Origin of the sequence: Endozoicomonas sp. ALD040 (assembly GCF_049275945.1) — a bacterium.
Lineage (GTDB): Bacteria > Pseudomonadota > Gammaproteobacteria > Pseudomonadales > Endozoicomonadaceae > Endozoicomonas_A.
The window spans coordinates 1,321,360-1,344,943 of record NZ_CP184829.1 but is presented as its reverse complement, the minus strand read 5'-3'; the positions used below and the strand labels follow the sequence as shown (position 1 = coordinate 1,344,943).

The following is a 23,584-nucleotide window of genomic DNA, read 5'->3' as shown; positions in this document are numbered from 1 at the left end:
CAATGATCACAGCTGACTGTCAAAAGTGAACTTTCGTATTGTCTAAAGGTCAAACTACCAAACAACTTCAATTCAGTTCTTCAGATGGCAGTTGGGAGATTGGCTATGGATGGTCGTATTGGTGAGAAAATTGACAACAACTCTTTTCTTGGTATTGCCGTGTCTGAGAGCGGCGAAAAGAGCGACGAAAAGAGTGTCGAGCCAGCCAGGAAAGCAGAGCAGGATTTACCGTTAAAGGTTGTAAAGGTCTACCCTGGTATCGCCTCCAAACTCAATAAATCATTACCTTCGACAACCTTTCCAGACAAAGCAAGAATCGTTTCCGCAACAGATTCCTCGCTCCCAAAGACCCCTTATGCCTTTGATTTTCGTTTTGTCGCCAGTGATGATGAGATTCGACAGCTTTTAGTTGCCCAGACCAGCGATAAAAATCGGGATATCACCCTTATTTCCCACCCCGATGACCTCTCACAGGCTAATCTGGTGACCCGGTTGAGCATTTCCAAAGAGGGTCACCACAGTCTGCGTTCAGGTAAGCTCTTTGAAAGTTCAAAGCCACTGACCCTGGTCATTGATATCCGAAAACTCACCGGCAATGAACTGCCCAAATTTAACGATCTGCTGGACCCGGATAACCCCTGTCTGTTCGACAAAGTCAACCGGGAGAAACGCCCTCTGGGTGAACATGTTTCTCTGCTGGTCGTGGCAGACCCTGCACAGCTGACATCGGTTGGCAGGCGTGACGACGCGCCTGGCGCTGATTTCTGGCGACGAATTAATCGACCGGACAATACCTGGCAGTTTGACACTCAGACCGGCAATAACTCATCAATGAGCATCGACGAGGTTCCTCCAGTAGTGCCTGAATTCACCCGTGCCAAAAGTACTACGGAAGACGACAACACCGTTTTAATTGACTGCCACCTGCACAGTCACTGGCGACAGTTGCTGCTGGGTGGTCCCGGGGTAGATAAACAGGGGCGAATCCAGCACATCCCCGGCAAGCTTGAATCATTAAGGGCCGGACAGCGGGTGATTCTGAAAGGAGCCAACTGGGAAGATCTGGCCTTTGAACAGACGATTCGACAAATGCTGGCGCAGAAGCGTTTTGAGAGCAATGACAAGACCTGTCCATTACCCGACAATGTTCAGTTTTATCAGATGCCGGTAGGGAATAACGAGCTTCGTTCACTGTTCCAAAGTCTGTACCCTTCACTTGACAAAGAACAAGCATCACGCAACCCCATCATCATCAACCAGAGTAATATTGCCCAATGGCTGAGTCCCATTGCCATTAGCCCGGAAGGCTATGCAGTCCCTAACACCTGTCTGTTGGAACAGGTTCGGGCGGGGGGATCAGTTACCGTAACGTCTCCCCTCACTGAGGCGCTCTGGTTTCGCTTGCTGGGTTCACTGCAGGCGATTCGCGAGACCACCGGCCTGGAGCCCCGACTTCAGGTGACTGATTCAAAACATCAGCCGAAAGTCCTGGGATTGACAGAAAACGATGAAGTCTCTCTGTCCTGCCCACAGGAAAAAAACAAAGATCAGATCGCCTTCAGTACCCTCACTTATCAGCAATCTGCCCAGGCCAGTCATTGGATCAATAAGCAGCTGGATTCACCTCTGGTCATTCAGGTCAGTGAACAGACCCGCTTCAGCCAGCTATTTGATAATATCCATATCACCTCGGAACAAAAGGCTCATTTCGGACATCGCAAGACTGCGTTGCAGGAGGCATTAACCGCTGGCAAGCCGGTCGTATTCCGGGGGCTGGAGAGTAATCCAACGCTGCAGCAGCTTCTGGAACCCCTGATTATTGGGCAACCTCTGTTGGTGAATGGCCAGTTGCAGGCCTATCCACAAGCTCATATCAAATTACTCTGGCCTGAGTCGACGGAAAGCTCATCTTCGATATTTCATTCGACGGTCGCCACAGGTAAGCCCTGTCCTGAGGTCGATCTCTGGGATATCAATGCCCGCAAGTATGATATCGCCCGTACTGAGCTGCCAGAACAATCACTTCACTCACTTTACAAAGCCTTCGATACCTTACCTGGCTACCTGTGTAAACCCCTGCCGGAAATAACCGCAGAGTTATTGAATAACCTGATACTGGCTGCCCGACGAGCACAGCAGGTTGACCATTCCTCACAGCTTTTACCCCGCCACTGGCGCAAAGCCATCAATAGCGTCATCACCCATGGCACCCGGCAGAATCCGTCCGTGCGTGATTTTATGAAAGTGGCCTGTTGGCACTTGTTACCGGATAAGACAACGGATGAGGATCATACCGCCACGGTAGACCCGAATCAGTTAGCTGCCATCATCAATAGTGCCCCGCGACTGGATAGAAAGTTCGTGAAGCGGAACCTGTGGCCACTGGCCCGGGCCTTTGACCCGGCAGTCTTTAAAGGTATCGAATTACAACTGTCCTATGAAAGTCCGTTTCCAAAGCGGGGGAAAAAAGCCGTTATGGACAGACTCTGTGCCATAGTCGTGATCCATGGCCCTGAAGAACAACGAGATGCTTTAGCGTATCAGTTGAAAGTCGATCTGGCGGCAGCAGAGCTCTATCAATCGTTAGCTATCAGGCCAACAGGACAGATCAGACGTTTGCAAGACGCACTGGCTTCTGGCTGGCATTTACCTCTGTCACCGGGGCAGACCCGATCCGATGCTATTCACGCGCTGGCCAGCGAATGTTTTCACAGGGCCAGAACAGCGAATTCTGAGGCAGAACCCATTGAACATATAAAACACCGACTGTCTGAATCACTGAAATGGCAGGGTTCCGCTGATATGCCTTTGTCAGCACTGGCCCGGGATCTTTATCACGGCGAGATAAGTCAGAAGGATCGTGAAAGTCGTCGATTATCCCGACTCCACGACCGGCTTACAGACTCTCCCGTTATCTTCCTGCAAGGGGAAACCGGCACAGGGAAAAGCTACTTTTCCGCCAGAGTGGCGAAAACTTCAGGACCGACTTCGGTCATTTGCCTTGGGCCTTGTGACAGCGAACAAACCCTGATGAATCGCTGGCAGTGGCTGGAGCACACCGATGGCGACCGCTCTATGGCCCTGCAAAACCGGGCGCTGATGGAATGGGCCAGTACCGAATCCAACAAAGACGGAGAATACATAACCTTGGTTCTCGATGAAGCCAATCTGGCCAAAGCCGGATTACTGGCATCATTGAACGGCTTATGGGAACCGCAACCCTGCATCTATGTGAATGGCCATCCTGTCAAGGTCAGCGAAAAACACCGGGTGATTCTCACCGGCAATCCCGATCATTACTCCGGGCGCCAAATGGACCCGGCCCTGAAAGAGAAACTGCCCAGAGCTTACTACCCACGCCTGGACCAGGCATTCCTTCGGGACAGGGTGGTGGAACCCGCTCTGGTCAGGCATTTACATCGGCATTTGCCGGAGCAGCAAATAAACGACATTGCACACAGGGCCAGCAAGAGTGTGATGGCACTGTGGCAATATTATCAGGAGCTGTTGCCCGGGCATGAGTTTACCCCCAGGGATTTAACCGATATCTGCAGCTGGGTGGGCTGGTATCTGGATCGTGCGTTACCCAGAGGCGACAGTGTTAGCTGTGAGCAAGTGAACAGTTTGATCCAGCAAAGTTTCCGGGATCTGTTGGGTCCCGAAATCAGCGAGACTCAACAGGATGCCCTTTCGGCACTGGAAATCTGGTTTGCTGCGCGCTACCACCCGAACAACACCCTGCGCGATAAAGTTCATAACCACACCCTGCCAGATATACAGCGGGACTTCGAAGCATTCACCAAAGAATTCCGACCTGAGTTTGACACCTCTGGTTCGGCAGTCATTGAGCTGGTGCAACGGCTGGGACAGGATTTAAGCCGCTGTCAGCAGGCTTATCATCACAAGATAAAACACGGCGGTCGTCAGGCAACGCTGATTGAAGGCCCGGCTGGGCGCGGTAAGGATGCCACGCTGAACCTGCTGATCAAAAGTGTTAAACAGCAAGCTCAAGAACGGGGAGAAACCATGCCAGAGGTCTTTCCCCTGAATGCCTGTGATTGTTCCTGGGAGCAACTGTGTGAAGCGATCCAGAAAGCAAAAGTCGATGGCGGCATCGTAATCATTTCAGAAATGAATCTGATGGACAGCCAGCACCTGGAAGGGGAGTTAAACGATATTCTGGCCGGAGACGCCCATCCGGGCTTCCACCTGTTTGCCACCATTAACCCGCCTGAGTACAGCGGGCGAAAACCCTTATCACCGGCACTGAAAGGACGTTTTCGACATGTGCCGATCCGGCAGTACAGCTCGACCGAATTGCAGACCATTGCCGAAAAAGTCTTGCCAGAGAACGAGCAGGGAAAAACCGTGGCTAAAATGTTGACTGAAAAACATTGTCGTTTAAGGGCTTACCTGCAACGGAAAAACCTGCCATTGCAGCCCACCAGCCTCGATTTACAGAATGTTGCCAGGGCTATCAACAGAGGGGGTAATTTTACCGAAAAAGCCGTTCATCAATGTCTTACTCAGCACTACCGGCTTTACCTGATGGCCGCCAACCTATCGCTGAAGGAACTGCCCGAGTCAACGGCTCTTGCCATGAGCAAAGGAGCAATTCATTCCGGGCTTTGCCAATGGTTCAACCAGGTGGTACCTGGTATTAGTCGTCCATGGTTGATAAGAAGCAGTGATCGCAACAGTGTTGATGAAAAAAAACATGAAATTCATATCGACACTGATCTGATTGAAGAGGAAGCCAAAACGGAAATAATCAGGATGGTGGCTAAGGCAAGGTGGCAGGCATCCGGTCTTTCCCTGAACCCCAATAAGTCGGACGATATTCTCAACCGGGCACTTTACCGACACTGGCAACAATGCTGGTTTGATCGTGTGTTTGGCCAGATGGGTGTGGAAGCCAGTAGCGTATTTTCCCCGACCGAAGAAGAGATACACACGCTGAAAATATCAATTAACCAGCCTTATCTTCAGGAGGCTGATCTGCGGATAAGGGCGTGGAAAGCCGATGACGTTCGGTGTTGGCCTGAGTTCTGGCATCAGATCAGGGATCTGCCAAACCATTTTGTTAGCGATTATATTAACAAAACCTCAGTGGTTGCTGGTGATATGGCTCCCGGGCAATCCCTGCCAAAAGTCCACGAGAAACAGGCACCAGCATTGGCTCAGAGAAAGAACCATAAGCCAGAGTCGGCCAGGGCATTGGACTGGGAAACAGATTATGAAAACCATGAGAAGCGACACTTTCACGATTATAGAGTTTTTGATAACCAGAACTTTCCTTCCTGGAATTACCGCTGGTTGGCAAGGGATATTTATATCTCTCCCGAAGGCAATATCGAACGGACCATTATTAATTATCAACACGTACAGGGGGTCGAAGTTCTCATACCTGCCCGATTGCCACAGGATGACCAGGAAGTAACATTAGCTAGCGATCAAACACTGGCGACCTTGGTGGTGACACCAAACAATGGTCTGTATGCTTTACCCAGCCTCACGGTCAACGACTATATCGTAGCCCTGCGCATGGAATCCAGGTTGTCCTTTGTTCTGCTCAGGGATCGCTATACCGGTCTTCATACAGTGTCTGTTCCAGAGTGCAGAGCCAATCAGAGTATTAAATTTGCCTATGTCGTAGAGTCCAGAAAAGCGAGCAAAAAAAAACCTGCTGAAGAAGCCCAACCAGCACAGTCAAAACGTTCTGACGCTCGCTGTTCAAAAGGTATGAAAACAGTACTGGAGGAAGTGCTCACGAACATTAAAGAACAACCACACGAAGTGCAGGAGCCATTGCAGAGAATAAAAAGTGCTATAGACACGACGCAACGCATTGAAGCAATCAGGGACTATTGCCGAGGGTTCACCGGTGTTGCCATACCAGCAGAGCACAATAAAAATTTCTTTCACTTTCTCGTCACACAGCGACAAGGGCGCTGTCGTCATCGTGCGCCTGTTTTTATGGCTTTTTGTCGTTATTTTGGCATTCCATGTCGAACAATATCTAATCTTCTCCACACCTTTGCGGAGTATTCCCCGGATCAAGGCCAAACCTGGGAGTCAGTGGACTTGGGCGGGGCGCCTGCCGATACAACAAAACACACATCTGCATTCCAGCTCACCCGTCGGCTCAGAGGTTCTGGCACTGAGTTGAAGAAGAGCAGGGACCTCCTTAAGAATGTCCTGAAAGACGCTGATTTAGCACAACTACAAACTCTGGCCAAAGCCTATGGTATAAGCCTCGAGGAACTGAACAAAACCCTTGAGACAGACCATGCCTTGCCAAAAAAAAATCTGAGTACTTTCGAAATAGTAAAGAACCTCTGGGAGGAAAAAGAGTTAACCGGTTTTGCCATGGGCGTCTCAATCTTGCAGTCGCTGGAGACAGAAGTATTGAGCGAGGACGATAAGGCATTGGTCGGTAAAGTGATTGGAGGCGGAAGACCCCCCTATAAACCAATGTCGGAGGCACTCAAACCAATATTGTCCAACAGTGATGAAGATCAGGTCACTGAACTACTCAAGTCACTCCATTCAAAAATGATCGACCAGGCCGGAACAAGCCCTGACCAGTGGTTGTGCTCAATAGTGGACGTATTGGCAAACAGTGATTTGACCCGTCCTTCAGTTATTCACTTTGCCCGTGAAGCCCTGGAATCGGGTTGGCTGGATCCAGTGCCGACCTATGGCAAATATGTTATGACGACCGTTGAACATCATAAATTATTGATGCGTCTGGAAGCTGTCGATGAACTGAACATTAAAGCCGCTCATTGCTTGAAAAAGTGGTATGAGGAAGTGATGTCCGGGGAAAAAAATAACCAGCAATGGCAATCGGCTTATGAAACCTTCCAGGAGGGAAAAGAGAATGCCTTCTTCATCACTGATCCTCATAACGGGCATTCGCCATTCCTTAAAAATATAATGGCCAGTCCATCCGTCGAGATTGCCTGGACGGACAAACCCGAGGGCGTTCCGAATATAGAACGACTGCTGTTGCACAACCCTGCCTTTGTGCAGTTAAACTCGGGCAAAGGCAACTACCGTCCGGTGATTATCCTGGGGAACATCTCACTGAACAGCAAAGTGATTAATGAAAAGGCCGAAGCCCTACTTCAACGGAAACTTGAGAACAACCCGTACTTGAGGCAGATATTGGAAAAAATCAATCAATATGAAGCAATGGATCGACGATGCTTTAATGCTCTGAAAGCAACGGATAGTCAGAAAGAAAGGCTTGATATCATCAGCAAGTACCAATCCACCCTGAAGTCCCTTGAGGTACCATCCAGGGACAAAGTCCTGGTGTTTGACTTAAAAAACCAATGCCGGAAAGCAATTCAACAGGCCTTCATTTATTACTTGTATGAAATGACACATTCGAAAGGGGGGGGCTTAACCTATTGTTGGGCCGATGCTTTCATCCTGGCGGAAGACGATGATGGCCACTGTGGTGCTCATGCTCCATCCTCACCAGAAGAACTGTATGCCATGATGTCTTTAATCAAGAGCTCTGACTGGTCGCAGGAAGCTATTAGGGATGACCACTTGCGGCAAACACATAACGTCAGTAACGCCCTGATTCTCAAAACCAATGAACTGACAAAAATTGTCGAAGAGTTTTTAAACAGCCTGAATTTGAGTTCGCTTTGTGATGCTTTGGATACCTGATAACCGTTTGGTCATGTTGAGTGCTTCACTCCCGACACTCCCGGCTTCATTCTCGTCATTCCCGCGAAGGAGGCTGTCGCAAAAGGGTATGGTCAGCAGGATATATCAAGATCGTCGTTCCCGCGCAGGCGGGAACCCACCACGAACAGTGGATCTCCGCCTTCGCGGAGATGACGGTTTGAAGCTTGAAGCGTTTTAATTGACCTTTTGCGACACCCGCGAAGGCGGGAATCCACAGTGACTCACCACCAGAACCATACTGCCCGATGCCCCCCTGGCCTTGTCATCCCCAAGAAGACAGAGATCCACCGTTGGCGCTGGATTCCCGCCTTCGCGGGAATGACGACCTCAGAGCATGGGAATCAGAGTTTTGCGACACCCTCCTTCGCGGGAATGACGACTTCCTTCGCGAACATCAGGCTGGACAACCCTGCAGACGGGTAACAGTTAAAATGGAACTTTAATCTCATCCTAAGGTCAAACGATTAATCAGTTTCAATGCAATCCTTCAAGGGACATCAGGAAAGGAGATTAATAGTGGATGTTCAGATCAGGGAAATAAACAAATCGGTTCTTGATAGTGGCGCGTCTGACAATATCGTACCAGCCAAAAATCCAAAGCTGGCATTACCGGCAAATGATGTCGAGATCTGCTCTGATGTCACTGCCAGGCTCAAGGTATCGTCACCACTGATTTCGTCGCCTCACCAGGCGAGAACCGTCTCCTCAACGAATTCCTCGCTCTCCGGGGCTCCTGGTGACTTCGATTTTCGTTTTGTCGCCAGTGATGATGAGATTCGACAGCTTCTGGTTGCCCGGACCTGCGATGAACATCGGGATGTCACCCTTATTTCCCATCCCGATGACCTCTCACAGGCTAATCTGATGAGCCGGTTGAGCATTTCCGAAGAGGGTCAGCACGCGCTTTATCCGGGCAAACTGTTTGAAGGTTCGAAGCCATTGACCCTGGTGCTGGATATCCGAAAACTCACCAGTGCTGAACTGTCAAAATTTAACGATCTGCTGGACCCGGATACCCCCTGTCTGTACGACAGAGTCAGCCAGAAAAAACGCCCTCTGGGCAAGCATGTTTCTCTATTGGTTCTGGCAGACCCGGCACAGTTGGCATTGGTTGGCAGCAATCATGAGGCACCAGGAGCTGATTTCTGGCGGCGAATTAATCGACCGGGCAATACCTGGCAGTTCGACGCACAGACCGGCAATGACTCATTAATGAGCGTCGCCGAGGTTGCTCCGGTAGTGCCTGAACTCTCCTGTGCCGAAAGTGCTGAGGATGGCGACAATACCGTTTTAATTGACTGCCACTTGCACAGTCACTGGCGACAGTTACTGCTGGGTGGCCCCGGAGTCGATAAACAGGGACGTATCCAGCACATACCCGGCAGGCTTGAGTCATTGAGGCCCGGCCAACAGGTGATTCTGAAAGGGGCCAACTGGAAGGACCTGGCCTTTGAACAAACGATTCGACAGATGCTGGCGCAAAGGTGTTTTGAGAGTAACGGGAAAGTCTGTCAGTTACCGGACGATGTTGAGTTTTATCGGATGCCGGTAAGGAATGACGAGCTTCATTCACTGTTTCAAAGTCTGTCCCACTCTGATGCAGAAGGACTTTCCCACAACGTACCACCAAACCCGGTCATCATTAACCAGAGTAATATCAGGGAATGGCTGAGCCCGATTGCCATTAACCCGGAAGGTTATGTCGTCCCTGACAACTGTCTGTTGGAACGGGTTCGGGCGGGTGGTGTCATCACCATAACGTCCCCCCTCAATGATGTACTTTGGTTTCGTTTGCTGGGTTTACTGCAGACTATTCACAAGACGACAGGTCTGGTGCCCCGGCTTCAGGTGACTCATTCAAGACAGCAGCCGAAAGCGCTGGGACTGACAGAAAATAATGAGTGCCCTCTGCCCGGGAGCCATCAGCAAGATAAAAAAGACAGGGACCAGACCTCCTTTAGTATCGTCACTTATCAGCAACATGCCCAGGTAAGTCATTGGATCAAAGATCACCTGGAAGCCCCTTTGGTCATTCAGGTCAATGACCAGACCAGCTTCAGCCAGCTGTTTGATAATATCCATATCACCTCGGAACAAAAGGCCCATTTTGAACGAAGTCAGAGCGAGTTGCAGAAGGCATTAATCGCTGGCAAACCGGTTGTATTTCTGGGGCTGGAGAGCAATCCAACACTTCAGCAACTTCTGGAACCCCTGGCTATTGGTCAGCATCTGTTGGTGAATGGCCAATTACAGGCCTATCCGCAGGCTCATGTCACTCTTTTCTGGCCTGAGTCTGCGAAGAGCCCATCGCCAGTATTTCGTTTGATGGTCGCCACAGGGAAGCCTTGTCCTGAAGTTGATCTCTGGGATATCAATGCCCGCAAGCATGATATCCCTCGGACTGAGTTGCCAGAACAAGCACTTAATAAACTTTACGAAGCGTTTAAAACCGTACCTGGCGGTCTTTGTAACCCCCTGCCAGAAATGACCGAAGGTTTGCTGAATAACCTGATCCTGGCTGCCCAACAAGCACAGCGGGTTGACCATTCCCTGCAGCTCCTGCCCTGCCACTGGCGCAAGGCCATCAATAGCGTCGTCACGCACGGCACCCGGCAGAGTCCGCCCGTGCGTGATTTTATGAAAGTGGCTTGTTGGCACTTGTTACCGGATAAGGATCAAGCCGCCTCGGTAGACCCGGACCGGTTAACTGTCATCATCAACCGTTCCCGGCGGTTGGATAGAAAGTTTGTGAAGCAGAATCTGTGGCTACTGGCCCGAGCCTTTGACCCGGCAGTATTTAAAGGCACCGAATTAAAACTGTCCTATGAAAATCCATTGTCACTGCGGGCTGAAAAAGAAGTTCTGGACAGGCTTTGCGCCATAATTGTGGCCCATGCGCCTGAAGCACAAAGGCAGGCGATAGCGTACCAGTTGAAAGTTGATTCGGCGGCGGCAGAGCAGTATCAAGCGTTAGCCATCAGGCGAGCAAGTCAGATTAAACGTTTGCAGGATGCACTGGCTTCTGGCTGGCAGCTAAAGCTTCCATCAGGTCAGACCCGATCCGACGCCATTCACGCTCTGGCCAGCGATTGTTTCCACATTGCCAGGGGAGAATATGTCACAGAGAATCCCGTCGCAGAACGCATTGAACGCATAGAAAATCGTCTGTCTGAATCACTGAAATGGCCGGGTTGCACTGATCAACCCCTGTCAGCACTGGCCAGGGATCTTTATCACGGCGAAATGAGTCAAAAGGATCGTGAAAGCCGTCGATTATCCCGACTCCACGACCGGCTTAGCGACTCTCCCGTTATCTTTCTGCAGGGCGAAACCGGCACCGGGAAAAGTTACTTTTCCGCCAAAATGGCGAAGGCTTCAGGACCAGCTTCAGTCATTTCCCTCGGACCTTCTGACAGTGAAGAGACCCTGATGAAACGCTGGCAGTGGCAAGAACACGCCGATGGCGACCGCTCTATGGTGCAGCAAAACCGGACGTTGATGGAATGGGCCAATACCGAATCCGACAAAGATGGAGAATACATAACCCTGGTGCTGGATGAGGCTAACCTGGCCAGAGCCGGATTGCTGTCGTCATTGAACGGCTTGTGGGAACCGGAACCCTGCATTTATGTGAATGCTCATCCTGTCAAAGTCAGCGCAAAACACCGGGTAATTCTCACCGGCAACCCGGATCATTACTCCGGGCGCCAGCTTGACCCGGCGCTGAAGGAGAAACTGCCCAGAGCTTACTACCCTCGTCTGGACCAGGCTTTCCTTCGGGACAGAGTGGTGGAACCGGCGCTGCTCAATCAGTTACAACGGCATCTGACAGGACCTCAAATAAACAAAATTCTACCCGATGCTACCGGGAGCGTGATGGCACTGTGGCAATATTATCAGGAACTGTTGCCCGAGCATGAGTTTACTCCCAGGGATTTAACCGATATCTGCAGTTGGGTGGGCTGGTATCTGGATCGTGCGTTATCCGAAGGAGAGAGTGTTAGCTGTGAGCAAATGAACAGTTTGATCCGGCAAAGTTTCCGGGATGTACTGGGTCCCGAAATCAGCGAGACTCAACAGGATGCCCTTTCGGCACTGGAAATCTGGTTTGCCGCCCGTTACAAACTGGACAACACCCTGCGTGACAAAGTTCATAACCACACCTTGCCAGATATTCAGCGGGACTTCGAAGCATTCACCAAAGAATTCCGACCTGAGTTTGATACCTCCGGATCAGCAGTCATTGAGCTGGTACAAGGGCTGGGACAGGATTTAAGTCGCTGTCAGCAGGCTAATCATCGCGAGATAAAACACGGCGGCCGTCAGGCAACGCTGATTGAAGGCCCGGCTGGACGGGGTAAGGATGCGACGCTGAATCTGATGATCAACAGTGTCAAACAGCAGGCTGAGACAAAGGGAGAAACCATGCCAGAGATATTTCTCCTGAATGCCTGTGATTGTTCCTGGGATAAAGTGTGTGAAGCGATCCGGAAAGCAAAAGTGGAAGGCGGCATCGTGGTGATTTCAGAAATGAACCTGATCGACAGCCAGCATCTGGAAGGTGAGTTGAACGATATTCTGGCCGGCGATGCTCATCCGGGCTTCCACCTGTTCGCCACCATCAACCCGCCAGAATACAGCGGGCGAAAACCCTTATCACCGGCTTTGAAAGGGCGTTTCAGACATTTGCCGATCCGGCAGTACAACCAGACCGAATTGCAGACCATTGCCGAGAAAGTGTTGCCACTGACTCCAGAAGGGAAAGCTGCGGCTGAAAAGCTGACTCAGAAACACTGTCGCTTAAGGGCTTACCTGCAACGAAAAAACCTGCCGTTGCAGCCGACCAGCCTTGATCTGCAGAATGTTGCCAGGGCTGTTATCAGAGAAGGCGATTTTGGCGAAGACAGCCTTAATCAATGCCTCGGTAAGCACTACCGGCTTTACCTGATGGCAGCCGACCTATCCCTGGAGAAACTGCCAGAATCATCGGCTCTTGCCATGGATAAAAGTGAGCTGGATTCCGGGCTTTGCAAATGGTTCAACCTGACGGTATCGGACATTAGTCGTCCGTGGTTGATACGACCCGGTGATGGCAACAGTATTGATGAAAAACACCATGAAATTCGTTTTGAACCTGGCTTGACTAAAGAGGAAACCAAAACGGAAATCATCAAGATGATGGCTCAGACCGGGTGGCAGGCATCCGGCCTTTCTCTCAAGCCGAATCAGTCGGACGATATTCTCACCCGGACACTTTACCGACACTGGCAGCAAGGCTGGTTTAATCGTGTGTATGGACGGACGGGGGTAGACGTCAATAGCGTCTTCCCCCTGACCAAAGAAGAGAGACAAATGCTGAAAACACCCGCTTCCCAGCCTTATCTTCGGGAGGCTGATCGACAGATAGGGTTATGGAACTCCAATTCAGTTAAATGGTGTCGTGCGTTTTGGCATCAGATAAGTGATCTGCCGAAACGTGGGTTGGACAACTACGTTAACGAAGGGAAACAGACCAAGACATTGGATCGGAGGACCGGCTACGAGGGCCTGAAGAAGCCACAGGTCAACGATTGTAAAATTTTTGATACGAAGTACATTACTTCCAGAATGTATCGCTTCTGGGCAAGTGATTTTGATGTCACTGCCGAGGGTGAGATCAATCAGTTCGTTATTAATGATCGACACATTCAGGGGTTCGAAGCCCTCACACCGGCCCCGTTACCGGGGCGTGAACAGTCAGTAACATTAGCCACAAATCAAACACTGGCGACCTATGAATTGTCATCGAAGAATGGCCAATATGCATTGCCCAGCCTGACGCCTGACGACTATATCGTGGCCCTGCGCATAGAACCGAATATGCTATTTACCCTGGTCAGGGACCGATATACCGGACTTCACACACTGACTATTCCAGAAGCCAAAGCCAACCAGAAAATTCTGTGTGCTTATGTCGTAGAACCCAAAAAACCGGGGAAAAAAACAACGGCTGAAGAACCCCAATCAGAAGGATCAGATCGATCAGTACGTTTTGATGCCCACTGCTCAGAAGGTATGAAAACCGTACTAAAAAAAATGTTTATGACCATTGAAGACCAGCCATCTGAAATACAGCAGCCTTTGGAGACAATAAAAAACGCAGAAAACAGGACGCAACGAGTTAAAGCGATTAAGGACTATTGTCTACAGTTTTCCGGTAAGGCTAAACCAGCGCCCAGTGAAAACTTCTTTCAATTTCTGGTAAAAAAGCGGCAAGGTAGCTGTCGTCATCGTGTGCCTGTTTTTGTGGCTCTTTGCCGTTATTTCGGAATTCCATGCCGACAAATTAATAACCTCATCCACAGCTTTGCCGAGTACTCCCTGGATGGCCGCCAAACCTGGCAATCAGCGGATTTGGGCGGAGCTCCAGTGCTGCCAATAGAAATCAGACCTGACTTCCAACACAACAGGAAGGTGGGTGCCCCCGACACTGAGTTAGAAACGGTCAAGAATCTCCTTAAAGGTGCTGATTTAGCAAAACAGCCAACTCTGGCTGAGGCCTCTGTTGTGAACTCCAGAGAACAGTACAACACACTTGAGACAAAGAGTGCATTGCCAGAAACCGATCCAAGTCCTTATGAAAGGGTACTGGAGCTCTGGAAGATAAAAACTTTAGGCCCTTTTTCCATGGGTGTCTCAATGTTAGTGTCGATGGACACAGAAGCATTGGGCGAAGAGGAGAAGAGTTTAATCGGAACAGTGTTCGATGGTCGATGGCTTCGTAAACCGATGTCGGAGGCAGTATGTACGATGTTGAACTACTACGGTGAAGGAGATCAGGTCGCTCAGCAACTCAAATTATTGTACTCAAAAATGATTGATCAGGCCGGAGCAGACTCTCGACAATGGTTGGGTTCGATAGTGGATATACTGGCAAAATGTAACTTTCACAGAGCTTCGGTTGTTCGCTTTGCCCATGAAGCACTGGCATCGGGCTGGTTGGATCCAATGCCAGAATACGAAACTATTATTGTATCGGCCACAGATCATTATGAGCTATTGATGCGTCTGAAAGATGTCGATGAGCTGAGGGCCAAAGCCACCCATTGTCTGAAAAAGTTTTATAAGCAGTTATTGTCCAGAGAAAAAAATATTCAGTTCTGGCAGTCGGCTTGTAAATACCACCATATAATAAAAGGCAATGACTTTTTCGCCACCCATAGCCATGATGGGTTTTCGCCATTTCTGGAAGCTAACATTCTCTGCACATCGTTAAAGAATGCCTGGACAAACCAACCTGACGGCACGCCGAATATAGAACGAATGCTGGTGCACCAGCCTGCGTTTCCGAAATTAGCCTCGGGCAAGGATAATCACCGTCCGGTGATTATCCTGGGGCAACCTGTCTGGAGCAACACACTGGTTGAGGAGAAGGCCGAAGAACTGTTTCAACTAAAAGTTGAGAACACCCCGTACTTAAAGCAGTTATTAGAAATAGTCAGTATATCTAGGGCCAGGTTAGAACAGTTCGACGATGAACTGCAAGAGCTCAGTGCATCCAGAGAGAAAGCACTGCGAAAATTGAAAGACGAATATATGAAAGCATTGCATACTGCAGATGATCCTGCAGGTTGCACTGGTTCATTACCTCTTCATGAAAAACGTCGGCTTGCAGAAGAAGTCTATAACGAAAAAACATCTGATATCGAAATGAGATACAAAAACATAAAAGACTCTGTTAAAGAGTTGAAAAAGGGTGTGGAATTTGGGGTTACTTTAAAAAGTAACTGCAATCAATTGATTCGGCAGGCCTTTAGTCATTACCTCTATGAATTGACACACTCAAAAGGTGGTCGCTTAACCTATTGTTGGGGCGATGCTAACGGGGTGAGTGAGCTTGTCAGCAATCAAGCCTTTGGCTCTCACGAACCGTCCTCACCAGAAGAGCTATATACCATGATGTCTGCTATTTCAAGCTCTTCCGATTTTCAGCGCTCTGTTAATGATGCCTACTTAAAACAGGCACAGGACGCCAGCAACGCTCTGGTGCTCAAAAACGCTGAACTGACAAAAATTGCCAAAGAGTTTTTGAACAGCATGAATTTGAATTCGCTTTATAACTCATTAGATACGCGATAACAGCCTGACCATAGTAAGTTTTTCGAGATCGGTATTCCCTTCAATGGTCACGGGTAACCATTGAAATCGAACTTTCCTCCTGTCTGAAGGTCAAATGACCAAACAACTTCAATGCAGTCATGCAGATGGCAGGAGAGATATTGACTATGGACGGTCGGATTGATGGTTCTGAGATAAAAAAAACCTTTCTTGATTGTGGCGTACCGGCCAAGAAAGCAAAGCGGGATGCATCAACGTCGGAGATTGCAGGAGTCTGCCCTGATGTCACTGCCAGGCTCAAGGTATCGTCACCACTGATTTCGTCGCCTCATCAGGTGAGAACCGTATCCTCAACGGATTCCTCGCTCCAAAAGGCTTCTCGTTCCTTCGATTTTCGTTTTGTCGCCAGTGATGATGAGATTCGACAGCTTCTGGTTGCCCGGACCTGCAATGAACATCGGGATGTCACCCTTATTTCCCACCCCGATGACCTGTCACAGGCTAACCTGGTGACCCGCTTGAGCATTTCCGGCGACGGTGGCCACACGCTGGGTTCGGGCAAGCTGTTTGAAGGTTCACAGCCCATGACTCTGGTGCTGGATATCCGAAATCTCAACAGCGAGGATCTGCCAAAATTTAACGACCTGCTGGACCCTGATAACCCCTGTCTGTACGACAAAGTCAGCCAGCAGAAACGCACTCTGGGCGAACATGTTGCTCTAATGGTGGTGGCAGATCCTGAACAGTTGGCATCGGTTGGCCAACGCGAAGATGCACCCGGTGCTGATTTCTGGCGGCGAATTAATCGCCCGGGCAATACCTGGCAGTTCGACGCACAGACCGGCAATGCTTCGGCAATGGACATCGACCAGGTGCCTCCGGTATTGGCGGAACTCTCCGCTGAAAGCGCCATGGATGATGGCAATACCCTTGTTATCAACTGTCATCTGCACAGTCACTGGCGACAGTTGCTGCTGGGTGGCCCTGGCGTAGATAAACAGGGACGAATCCAGCACCTCCCCGGCAGGCTCGAGTTATTGAAGGTCGGTCAACGGGTGATTCTGAAAGGGGCCAACTGGCAGGATCTGGCCTTTGAACAGACGATTCGGCAAATGCTGGCGCAGCAATGCTTTGAGAGCAATGGCAAGGTCTGTCGGCTACCCGACAATGTTCACTTTTATCAGATGCCGGTAGGGAATGACGAGCTTAGTTCACTGTTTCAAAGCCTGTCCTGCTCTTTTGAAAAACAAAATGACAAACAAGGCGCCAATGGACTTGATCAAGAGCAACCACCACAAAATCCGGTCATCATTAACGAGAGTAATATCAGCGAATGGCTGAGCCCGATTGCCATCGCCCCGGAGGGTTATGCAGTCCCTAACAGCTGTCTGTTGGAACAGGTTCAGGCGGGCGGTGCCGTCGCTGTTACGTCTCCCCTCAATGAGGAAAACTGGTTTCGTTTGCTGGGCTCACTGCAGACTATTCGCGAAACCACTGGCCTGGAGCCCCGACTTCGGGTGGCTCATTCAGGACGGCAGCCAAAAGCCCTGGGATTGATAGAAAACGTTGAGCACCCTATACCCGGGAGCGTTCAGTTACCGAAAAAAGTCAGCGATCAGGCAGCCATTGACACCTTTACTTATCAGCAACATGCCCAGGTCAGACACTGGATCAATCAGCAGCCGCAAACACCTCTGGTCATCCAGGTCAATGAACAGACAGGCTTCAGCCAGCTATTTGATAATATCCATATCACCTCGGAACAAAAGGCGTATTTTGGACGACGCCAGAGTAAATTGCAGGAGGCATTAACCGCTGGCGAGCCTGTGGTATTCCTGGGACTCGAGCGTAGTCCAGCGCTTCAGCAACTGCTGGAACCTCTGGTTGTGGGACAACCTCTGTTGGTGAATGGTCAATTACAGGCCTACCCAAAAGCTCGCGTCACATTGCTCTGGCCTGAGTCTGCAAAAAGCCCCTCTTCAGTATTGAACTTGATGCTTGCCACAGGTAAGCCCTGCCCCGAGATCGATCTCTGGGATATCACTGCCTCCAGGTATGAGATACCGCGGACTGAACTGCCTGAACAAGCACTTAATGAACTTTACGAAGCCTTTAAAACCGTACCCGCCCACCTGTGTAACCCTTTGCCTGAAATAACCGAAGGGTTATTGAATAACCTGATACTGGCGGCCCGACGGGCACAGCAGGTTGACCAGTCCCCAGAGTTCCTGCCCCGCCACTGGCGCAAGGCCATCAATAGTGTCATCACCCATGGCACCCGGCAGAATCCGTCCGTCCGTGATTTTATGAAGGTGGTTTGTTGGCAGTTGTTACCGGATAGGACGCCAGATGCTCACAGGAAGCCGGATGAGGATCAAACTGCCTCGGTAGATCCGGACCAGTTAAATGAAGTCATCAATAGTGCCCCGCAGTTAAACAGAGAGTTTGTAAAGCAGAACCTCTGGCCACTGGCCAGAGCCTCTGACCCGAAAATCTTTAAGCAAGCAAAACTCTACTATCAAAGTTCATCTCCGGAATGGGATGTAGAAGAAATTCTGGACGGGCTCTGTGCCCTGATCGTAGCCCATACGTCTGCAGAACAACAAGACGCAATGGCCTGCCAGTTGAAAGTCGATCCGGCAGCAACAGAGACCTTTCAATCGTTAACCATCAGGCCATCAAGACAGATTAAACGTTTGCAGGATGCGCTGGCTTGCGGATGGCAGTTAAACCTTGCGTCTGGTCAGATCCGATCCGATGCTATTCAGGCTCTGGCCAGCGATTGTTTTCATATTGCCAGAACCGCGAATACTGTCAAAGCAGGTATTGAAGAGATAGAAAATCGTCTGCCTGAATCACTGGAATGGACGGGTTCCGCTGATAATCCTTTGTCAGCACTGGCCCGGGATCTTTATCACGGCGAGATAAGCCAGAGAGATCGTGAAAGCCGTCGATTATCCCGACTCCATGACCGGCTTTCGGACTCTCCCGTTATCTTCCTGCAGGGGGAAACCGGCACCGGAAAAAGTTACTTTTCCGCCAAAATGGCGAACGCTTCAGGACTGGCTGAGGTCATTTCCCTTGGACCTTCCGACAGCGAACAGACCCTGATGAAACGCTGGCAGTGGCAAGAGCATACCGATGGCGATCGCTCTATGGCGCAGCAAAACCGGGCGCTAATGGCATGGGCCAATACCAAATCCGACAAAGACGGAGAATACATCACCCTGTTGCTGGATGAGGCTAATTTGGCCAAAGCCGGATTACTGGCGTCATTGAACGGCCTGTGGGAACCGGAACCCTGCATCTATGTCAATGGTCATCCTGTCAAGGTCGGCCCAAAACACCGGGTAATTCTCACCGGTAACCCGGATCATTACACCGGGCGCCAAATGGACCCGGCCCTGAAAGAGAAGCTGCCCAGGGCTTACTACCCACGTCTGGACCAGGCTTTCCTTAGGGACAGAGTGGTGGAACCGGCTCTGCTCAATCAGTTACAACGGCATCTGCCGGATTCTCAAACAAGCAGGATTGCGCAGAGTACCACCGGGAGTCTGATGGTGTTGTGGCAATATTATCAGGAACTGCTGCCAGACCATGAGTTTACCCCCAGGGATTTAACCGATATCTGCAGTTGGGTGGGTTGGTATCTGGATCGTTCGTTATCCGCCGGTGACACGGTTACCGGCAAGCAAATGAGCGCTTTGATCCAACAAAGTTTTCGGGATCTACTGGGCCCTGAAATCACCGAAACAAATCAGGATGCCCTGTCAGCACTGGAAAGCTGGTTTGCTGCCCGTTACCAGCCGGAGAACACCCTGAGTGACAGAGTTCATAACAAGACCCTGGAGGAAATGCAGAAGACCTTCAGAACAGTCAGCGAAAAAATTCGACCAGACTTTGATACCTCCGGATCGGCAGTCCGTGAACTGGCGCAACGGCTTGGACAGGATTTAAGCCGCTGTCAGCAGGCTTATCATCGCAAGATAAAACACGGCGGTCGTCAGGCGACACTGATAGAAGGTCCGGCCGGACGGGGTAAAGATGCCACGCTGAGCCTGGTGATTGAAAGTGTCAGACAGCAGGCTGAACAGCGGCAAGAATCCATGCCGGAAGTCTTTTACCTGAATGCCTGTGATTGTTCCTGGGACAGAGTGTGTGAAGCGATCCAGAAGGCAAAAATTAAAGGCGGCATCGTGGTGATTTCGGAAATGAATCTGATCGACAGCCAGCATCTGGAAGGTGAGTTAAACGATATTCTGGCCGGTGACGCCCATCCCGGCTTCCACCTGTTTGCCACCATCAACCCGCCTGAGTACAGCGGACGAAAACCCTTATCGCCGGCACTGAAAGGACGTTTCCGGCATTTGCCCATCCGGCAGTACAACCCGGCAGAATTACAGACCATTGCCGAAAAAGTGTTGCCAGAGTCACCAGAATGGACATTAGTCGCTAAAAAGCTAACAGAAAAACATTGTCTTTTAAGGTCTTGCCTACAACGCAAAAACCTGCCTTTGCAGCCGACCAGCCTTGATCTTCAGAATGTCACCAAGGCTGTCTTCAGAAGAGGCGACTTTACCGATAAAGCACTTCATCAATGCCTCACTCAGCACTACCGGCTTTATCTGATGGCCGCCAACCTGTCGCTGGAGGAACTGCCGGGGTCTTCGGCTCTTGCCATGGGGAAATGTGAATTTAATTCCGAACTTTGCCATTGGTTCAATCAGACAGTACCGAAAATTGATCGTCCATGGTTGATACGAAGCAGTCATCTCAGCAGTGTTGATGAAAAAAAACATGAAATCCTTGTTAACACTGAGCTGGATGAACAGGAAGCCAGAACGGAAATCATCAAGAGCGTGGCTCAGGCAAAGTGGCGGTCATCAGGCCTTCCAATGAGGCCCTATGACTCGGACGACTCACTCACCCAGACACTTTACCGACACTGGCAGCGAAGCTGGTTTAATCATAAGTTTGGCCACACCGGCGTGCACGCTGATAGCGTATTTTCCCTGTCGAAAGAACAGACACTGACGCTGATCTTATCAGCTAACCGGCCTTATTTTCGTGAGGCTGATCGGCGAATCAGTGCATGGTACCTCCATGGTGCACAATGTTGGCCTGTGTTCTGGCATCAGATCAGTGATCTGCCGAAGCATCTGGTCGATGATTTTATGAACGAAACACCACAGGACATGCCAAAAGTCCGGGAGAAACAGGCACCGACATTGGATCAAGGCACCAACCCTGAGCCACAGTCTGTTTACCAGGCATTGACTATTGACAGTGATAAGGCCTCTGAAAAATACAATCCGGAAGACCTCGAGAAACAGGCTTCACCATTGGACCGCATTACGGACTACGAGAACGAGAGTGAGCTAAAAATCAAGCGTTATATAATTTTTGACATTAAGGACTTTTTTCCCGCTCATTATCGGTGGTGGGCAAGAGATATTTTTGTATCTGCTGAGGGCGACATCAAATTGATCGATATTAATGATCGTCACATGCAGGGAGCCGAAGTCCTCATACCGGGTCGGTTACCGCAACCTGACCAGGAAGTGACATTAGCCAGCGATCAGACCCTGGCGACCTTTGAGCGGCCATCGAACACTTGTCGATATGCCTTGCCCGGCCTGAAGCCTGACGACCGAATCGTGGCCCTGCGCATAACACCAGCATTGCCATTTACCCTGATCAGGGACCGATATGCCGGGCTCCATACACTCTATGTTGCGAAGGCCGAAGATAACCAGACTATTCAATTTGCCTATGTCGTAGAACACAGAGAAGCGGGAAAAAAAACACTTGCTGAAAAAGTCCGACCCGCACAATCAACACGGTTTGACGTCCGCTGTTCAGAAGGTATAGAGGCAGTACTGAAAAAAGTATTTACCCGAATTGACCTGCAACCAACGGAAGTACAGGGGCCTTTACAGATAATAAAAGACGCTAAAAACATCAGGCAACGCATTAAGGCGATCAAGGACTATTGCCGGGGGTTTTCCGGTGGTGATATGCCAGTGGGGAATAAAAATTTGTTTCAATACCTGGTAACACAGCGGCAGGGGAGCTGTCGTCATCGTGCGCCTGTTTTTGTTGCTCTTTGCCGTTATTTTGAGATTCCATGTCGGCTAATTGCTAACAAAAACCACGCCTTTGCAGAATGTTCCATAGACAGCGGTCAAACCTGGGAGTCAGTGGATTTGGGCGGGGCACCTGTTGAGGCAATAGAAATCTGGCCTGACTTCCAGCCCAACAAGCGGATCAGCGGTTCCGGCACCCATTCAAAGAAAATCAGGGATCTGCTGGAAGGAGCTGATTTAGCACAACAGGAAGCTATAGCTAAAGCCCTGGGAATGAGCCTGGAGGAGCTGAAAAAAGCCCTTGAGACAAACACTGCATTGTTAGAAGCCGATCTGACACCTTTCAAATTAGTAGTGAGGCTTTGGAGGAAAAAAGATTTGGCCGGCTTTTCCATGGGCGTCTCAATCCTGGAGTCGCTGGAGACAGACGAATCAGACTATGCCGAGCAGGCATTGATCGGTGATATAGATTGCCGAGGAGATAATCCGATGTCGGAAGCCGTAATGCAAATATTGTCCGACAGTGATGAGGATCAGGTCTCTGATCAACTTAAATCCCTCTATTTAAAAATGATTGTTCATGGCGGAGCAGAGCCGCTCGATTGGTTGAATTCAATAGTGAAAATACTCAATGGCAGCGACTTGACCAAACGTTCGGTTATTCAATTTGCCAGTCAAGCCCTGAAATCGGGTTGGCTGAATCTATTGCCATTACAAAAATACAAAAGTAAGAAGGAAGTTAAACACCATCAGCTATTGCTGCGACTGGAAAGCGTCGATGAACTGAAGGTTGATGCCAGCCGTTGTCTGAAACAGTGGTATAAGGGATCATTCTCCAGGGAAAAAAATAGCCATCTCTGGCAGTTCCTACATAGCTACTTCCAAACAAAGAAAAAGTATGCCTTGCTCGTCACTCACAGTCATGACGGGGTTTCGCCATTCCTGCAAAGTAAAATTGCCAGCTCGTCTTTGCAAAAAACCTGGACAGACGAACCTGAGGGTATTCCGAATATAGAACGAATGTTGGTACATGATCCGGCCTTTGAGCAGTTAAGCTCGTTCAAGGCGAACCACCGTCCGGTAATTATCATGGGGCAACCTTCCTGGGACGAAACAGTGTTGGATAAAAAGGTCGAAGCCCTGTTGCAGCGAATTATTGCCAACAGCCCGGACGACCTGGAGCCGTCGGATGAGGAGCGAAGGCTGGAAAGTGATTTAAAAAACAAATGCATTCAGGCAATTCAGCAGGCCTTCAGTTATTACCTGTATGGACTGGCAAACTCGAAAGGCGGTTACTTAAAGTATTGTTGGGCTGACGCTGTCATCGGGCCTTATAAAAGCAGCGACCACCATGGCGCTCACGATCCATCCTCACCGGGAGAGCTGTATGCCATGATGTCCTGGATTTATAGCTCTTACGAGTTCCAGGGATCTGTTGAAGATGCCTACTTACGGCATGCGTACAACGCCAGCGATGCTCTGGTGCTGAAATCCGTCGAACTGACAATTATCGCCGAAGAGTTTGTAAACAGCGTGAATTTGAATTCGATTTATGACGCATTGAAGAGCTGATAACCCTTTGGTCATGATGAATTTTTAGCAAAATCGTCGTAAACCCTCGCCCAATCGAGGGTGTCGCAAAAGGTCAATTAAAACGCTTCAAGCTTCAAACCGTCATCTCCGCGAAGGCGGAG

The 23,584-nt window shown here is 49.9% G+C and carries 4 protein-coding genes; all 4 read left to right on the top strand.

Going from position 1 to position 23,584, the window contains the following annotated elements:
- The first annotated feature begins 105 nt into the window (after window positions 1–105).
- The 4 genes from ACOJUN_RS04185 to ACOJUN_RS04170 all read left to right on the top strand — a co-directional run bounded on the left by ACOJUN_RS04185 (window position 106) and on the right by ACOJUN_RS04170 (window position 23,462).
- On the top strand, window positions 106–7,686 hold the full coding sequence (locus ACOJUN_RS04185) for an AAA family ATPase (RefSeq protein WP_422135416.1): 7,581 nt from the start codon (window positions 106–108) through the stop codon (window positions 7,684–7,686).
- Between the two features lie 266 nt (window positions 7,687–7,952).
- Entirely contained in the window at window positions 7,953–8,150 is a 198-nt protein-coding gene (locus tag ACOJUN_RS04180; protein WP_422135415.1) for a hypothetical protein, read from the top strand.
- A 73-nt stretch (window positions 8,151–8,223) separates the two neighbouring features.
- Window positions 8,224–15,825 (top strand): AAA family ATPase, encoded by a 7,602-nt coding sequence (locus ACOJUN_RS04175; RefSeq protein ID WP_422135414.1) that lies wholly within the window; start codon window positions 8,224–8,226, stop codon window positions 15,823–15,825.
- Window positions 15,826–15,971: 146 nt separating this feature from the next.
- Window positions 15,972–23,462, top strand: coding sequence for an AAA family ATPase (locus ACOJUN_RS04170; RefSeq protein WP_422135413.1), 7,491 nt, complete (start codon window positions 15,972–15,974; stop codon window positions 23,460–23,462).
- Window positions 23,463–23,584 lie beyond the last annotated feature (122 nt).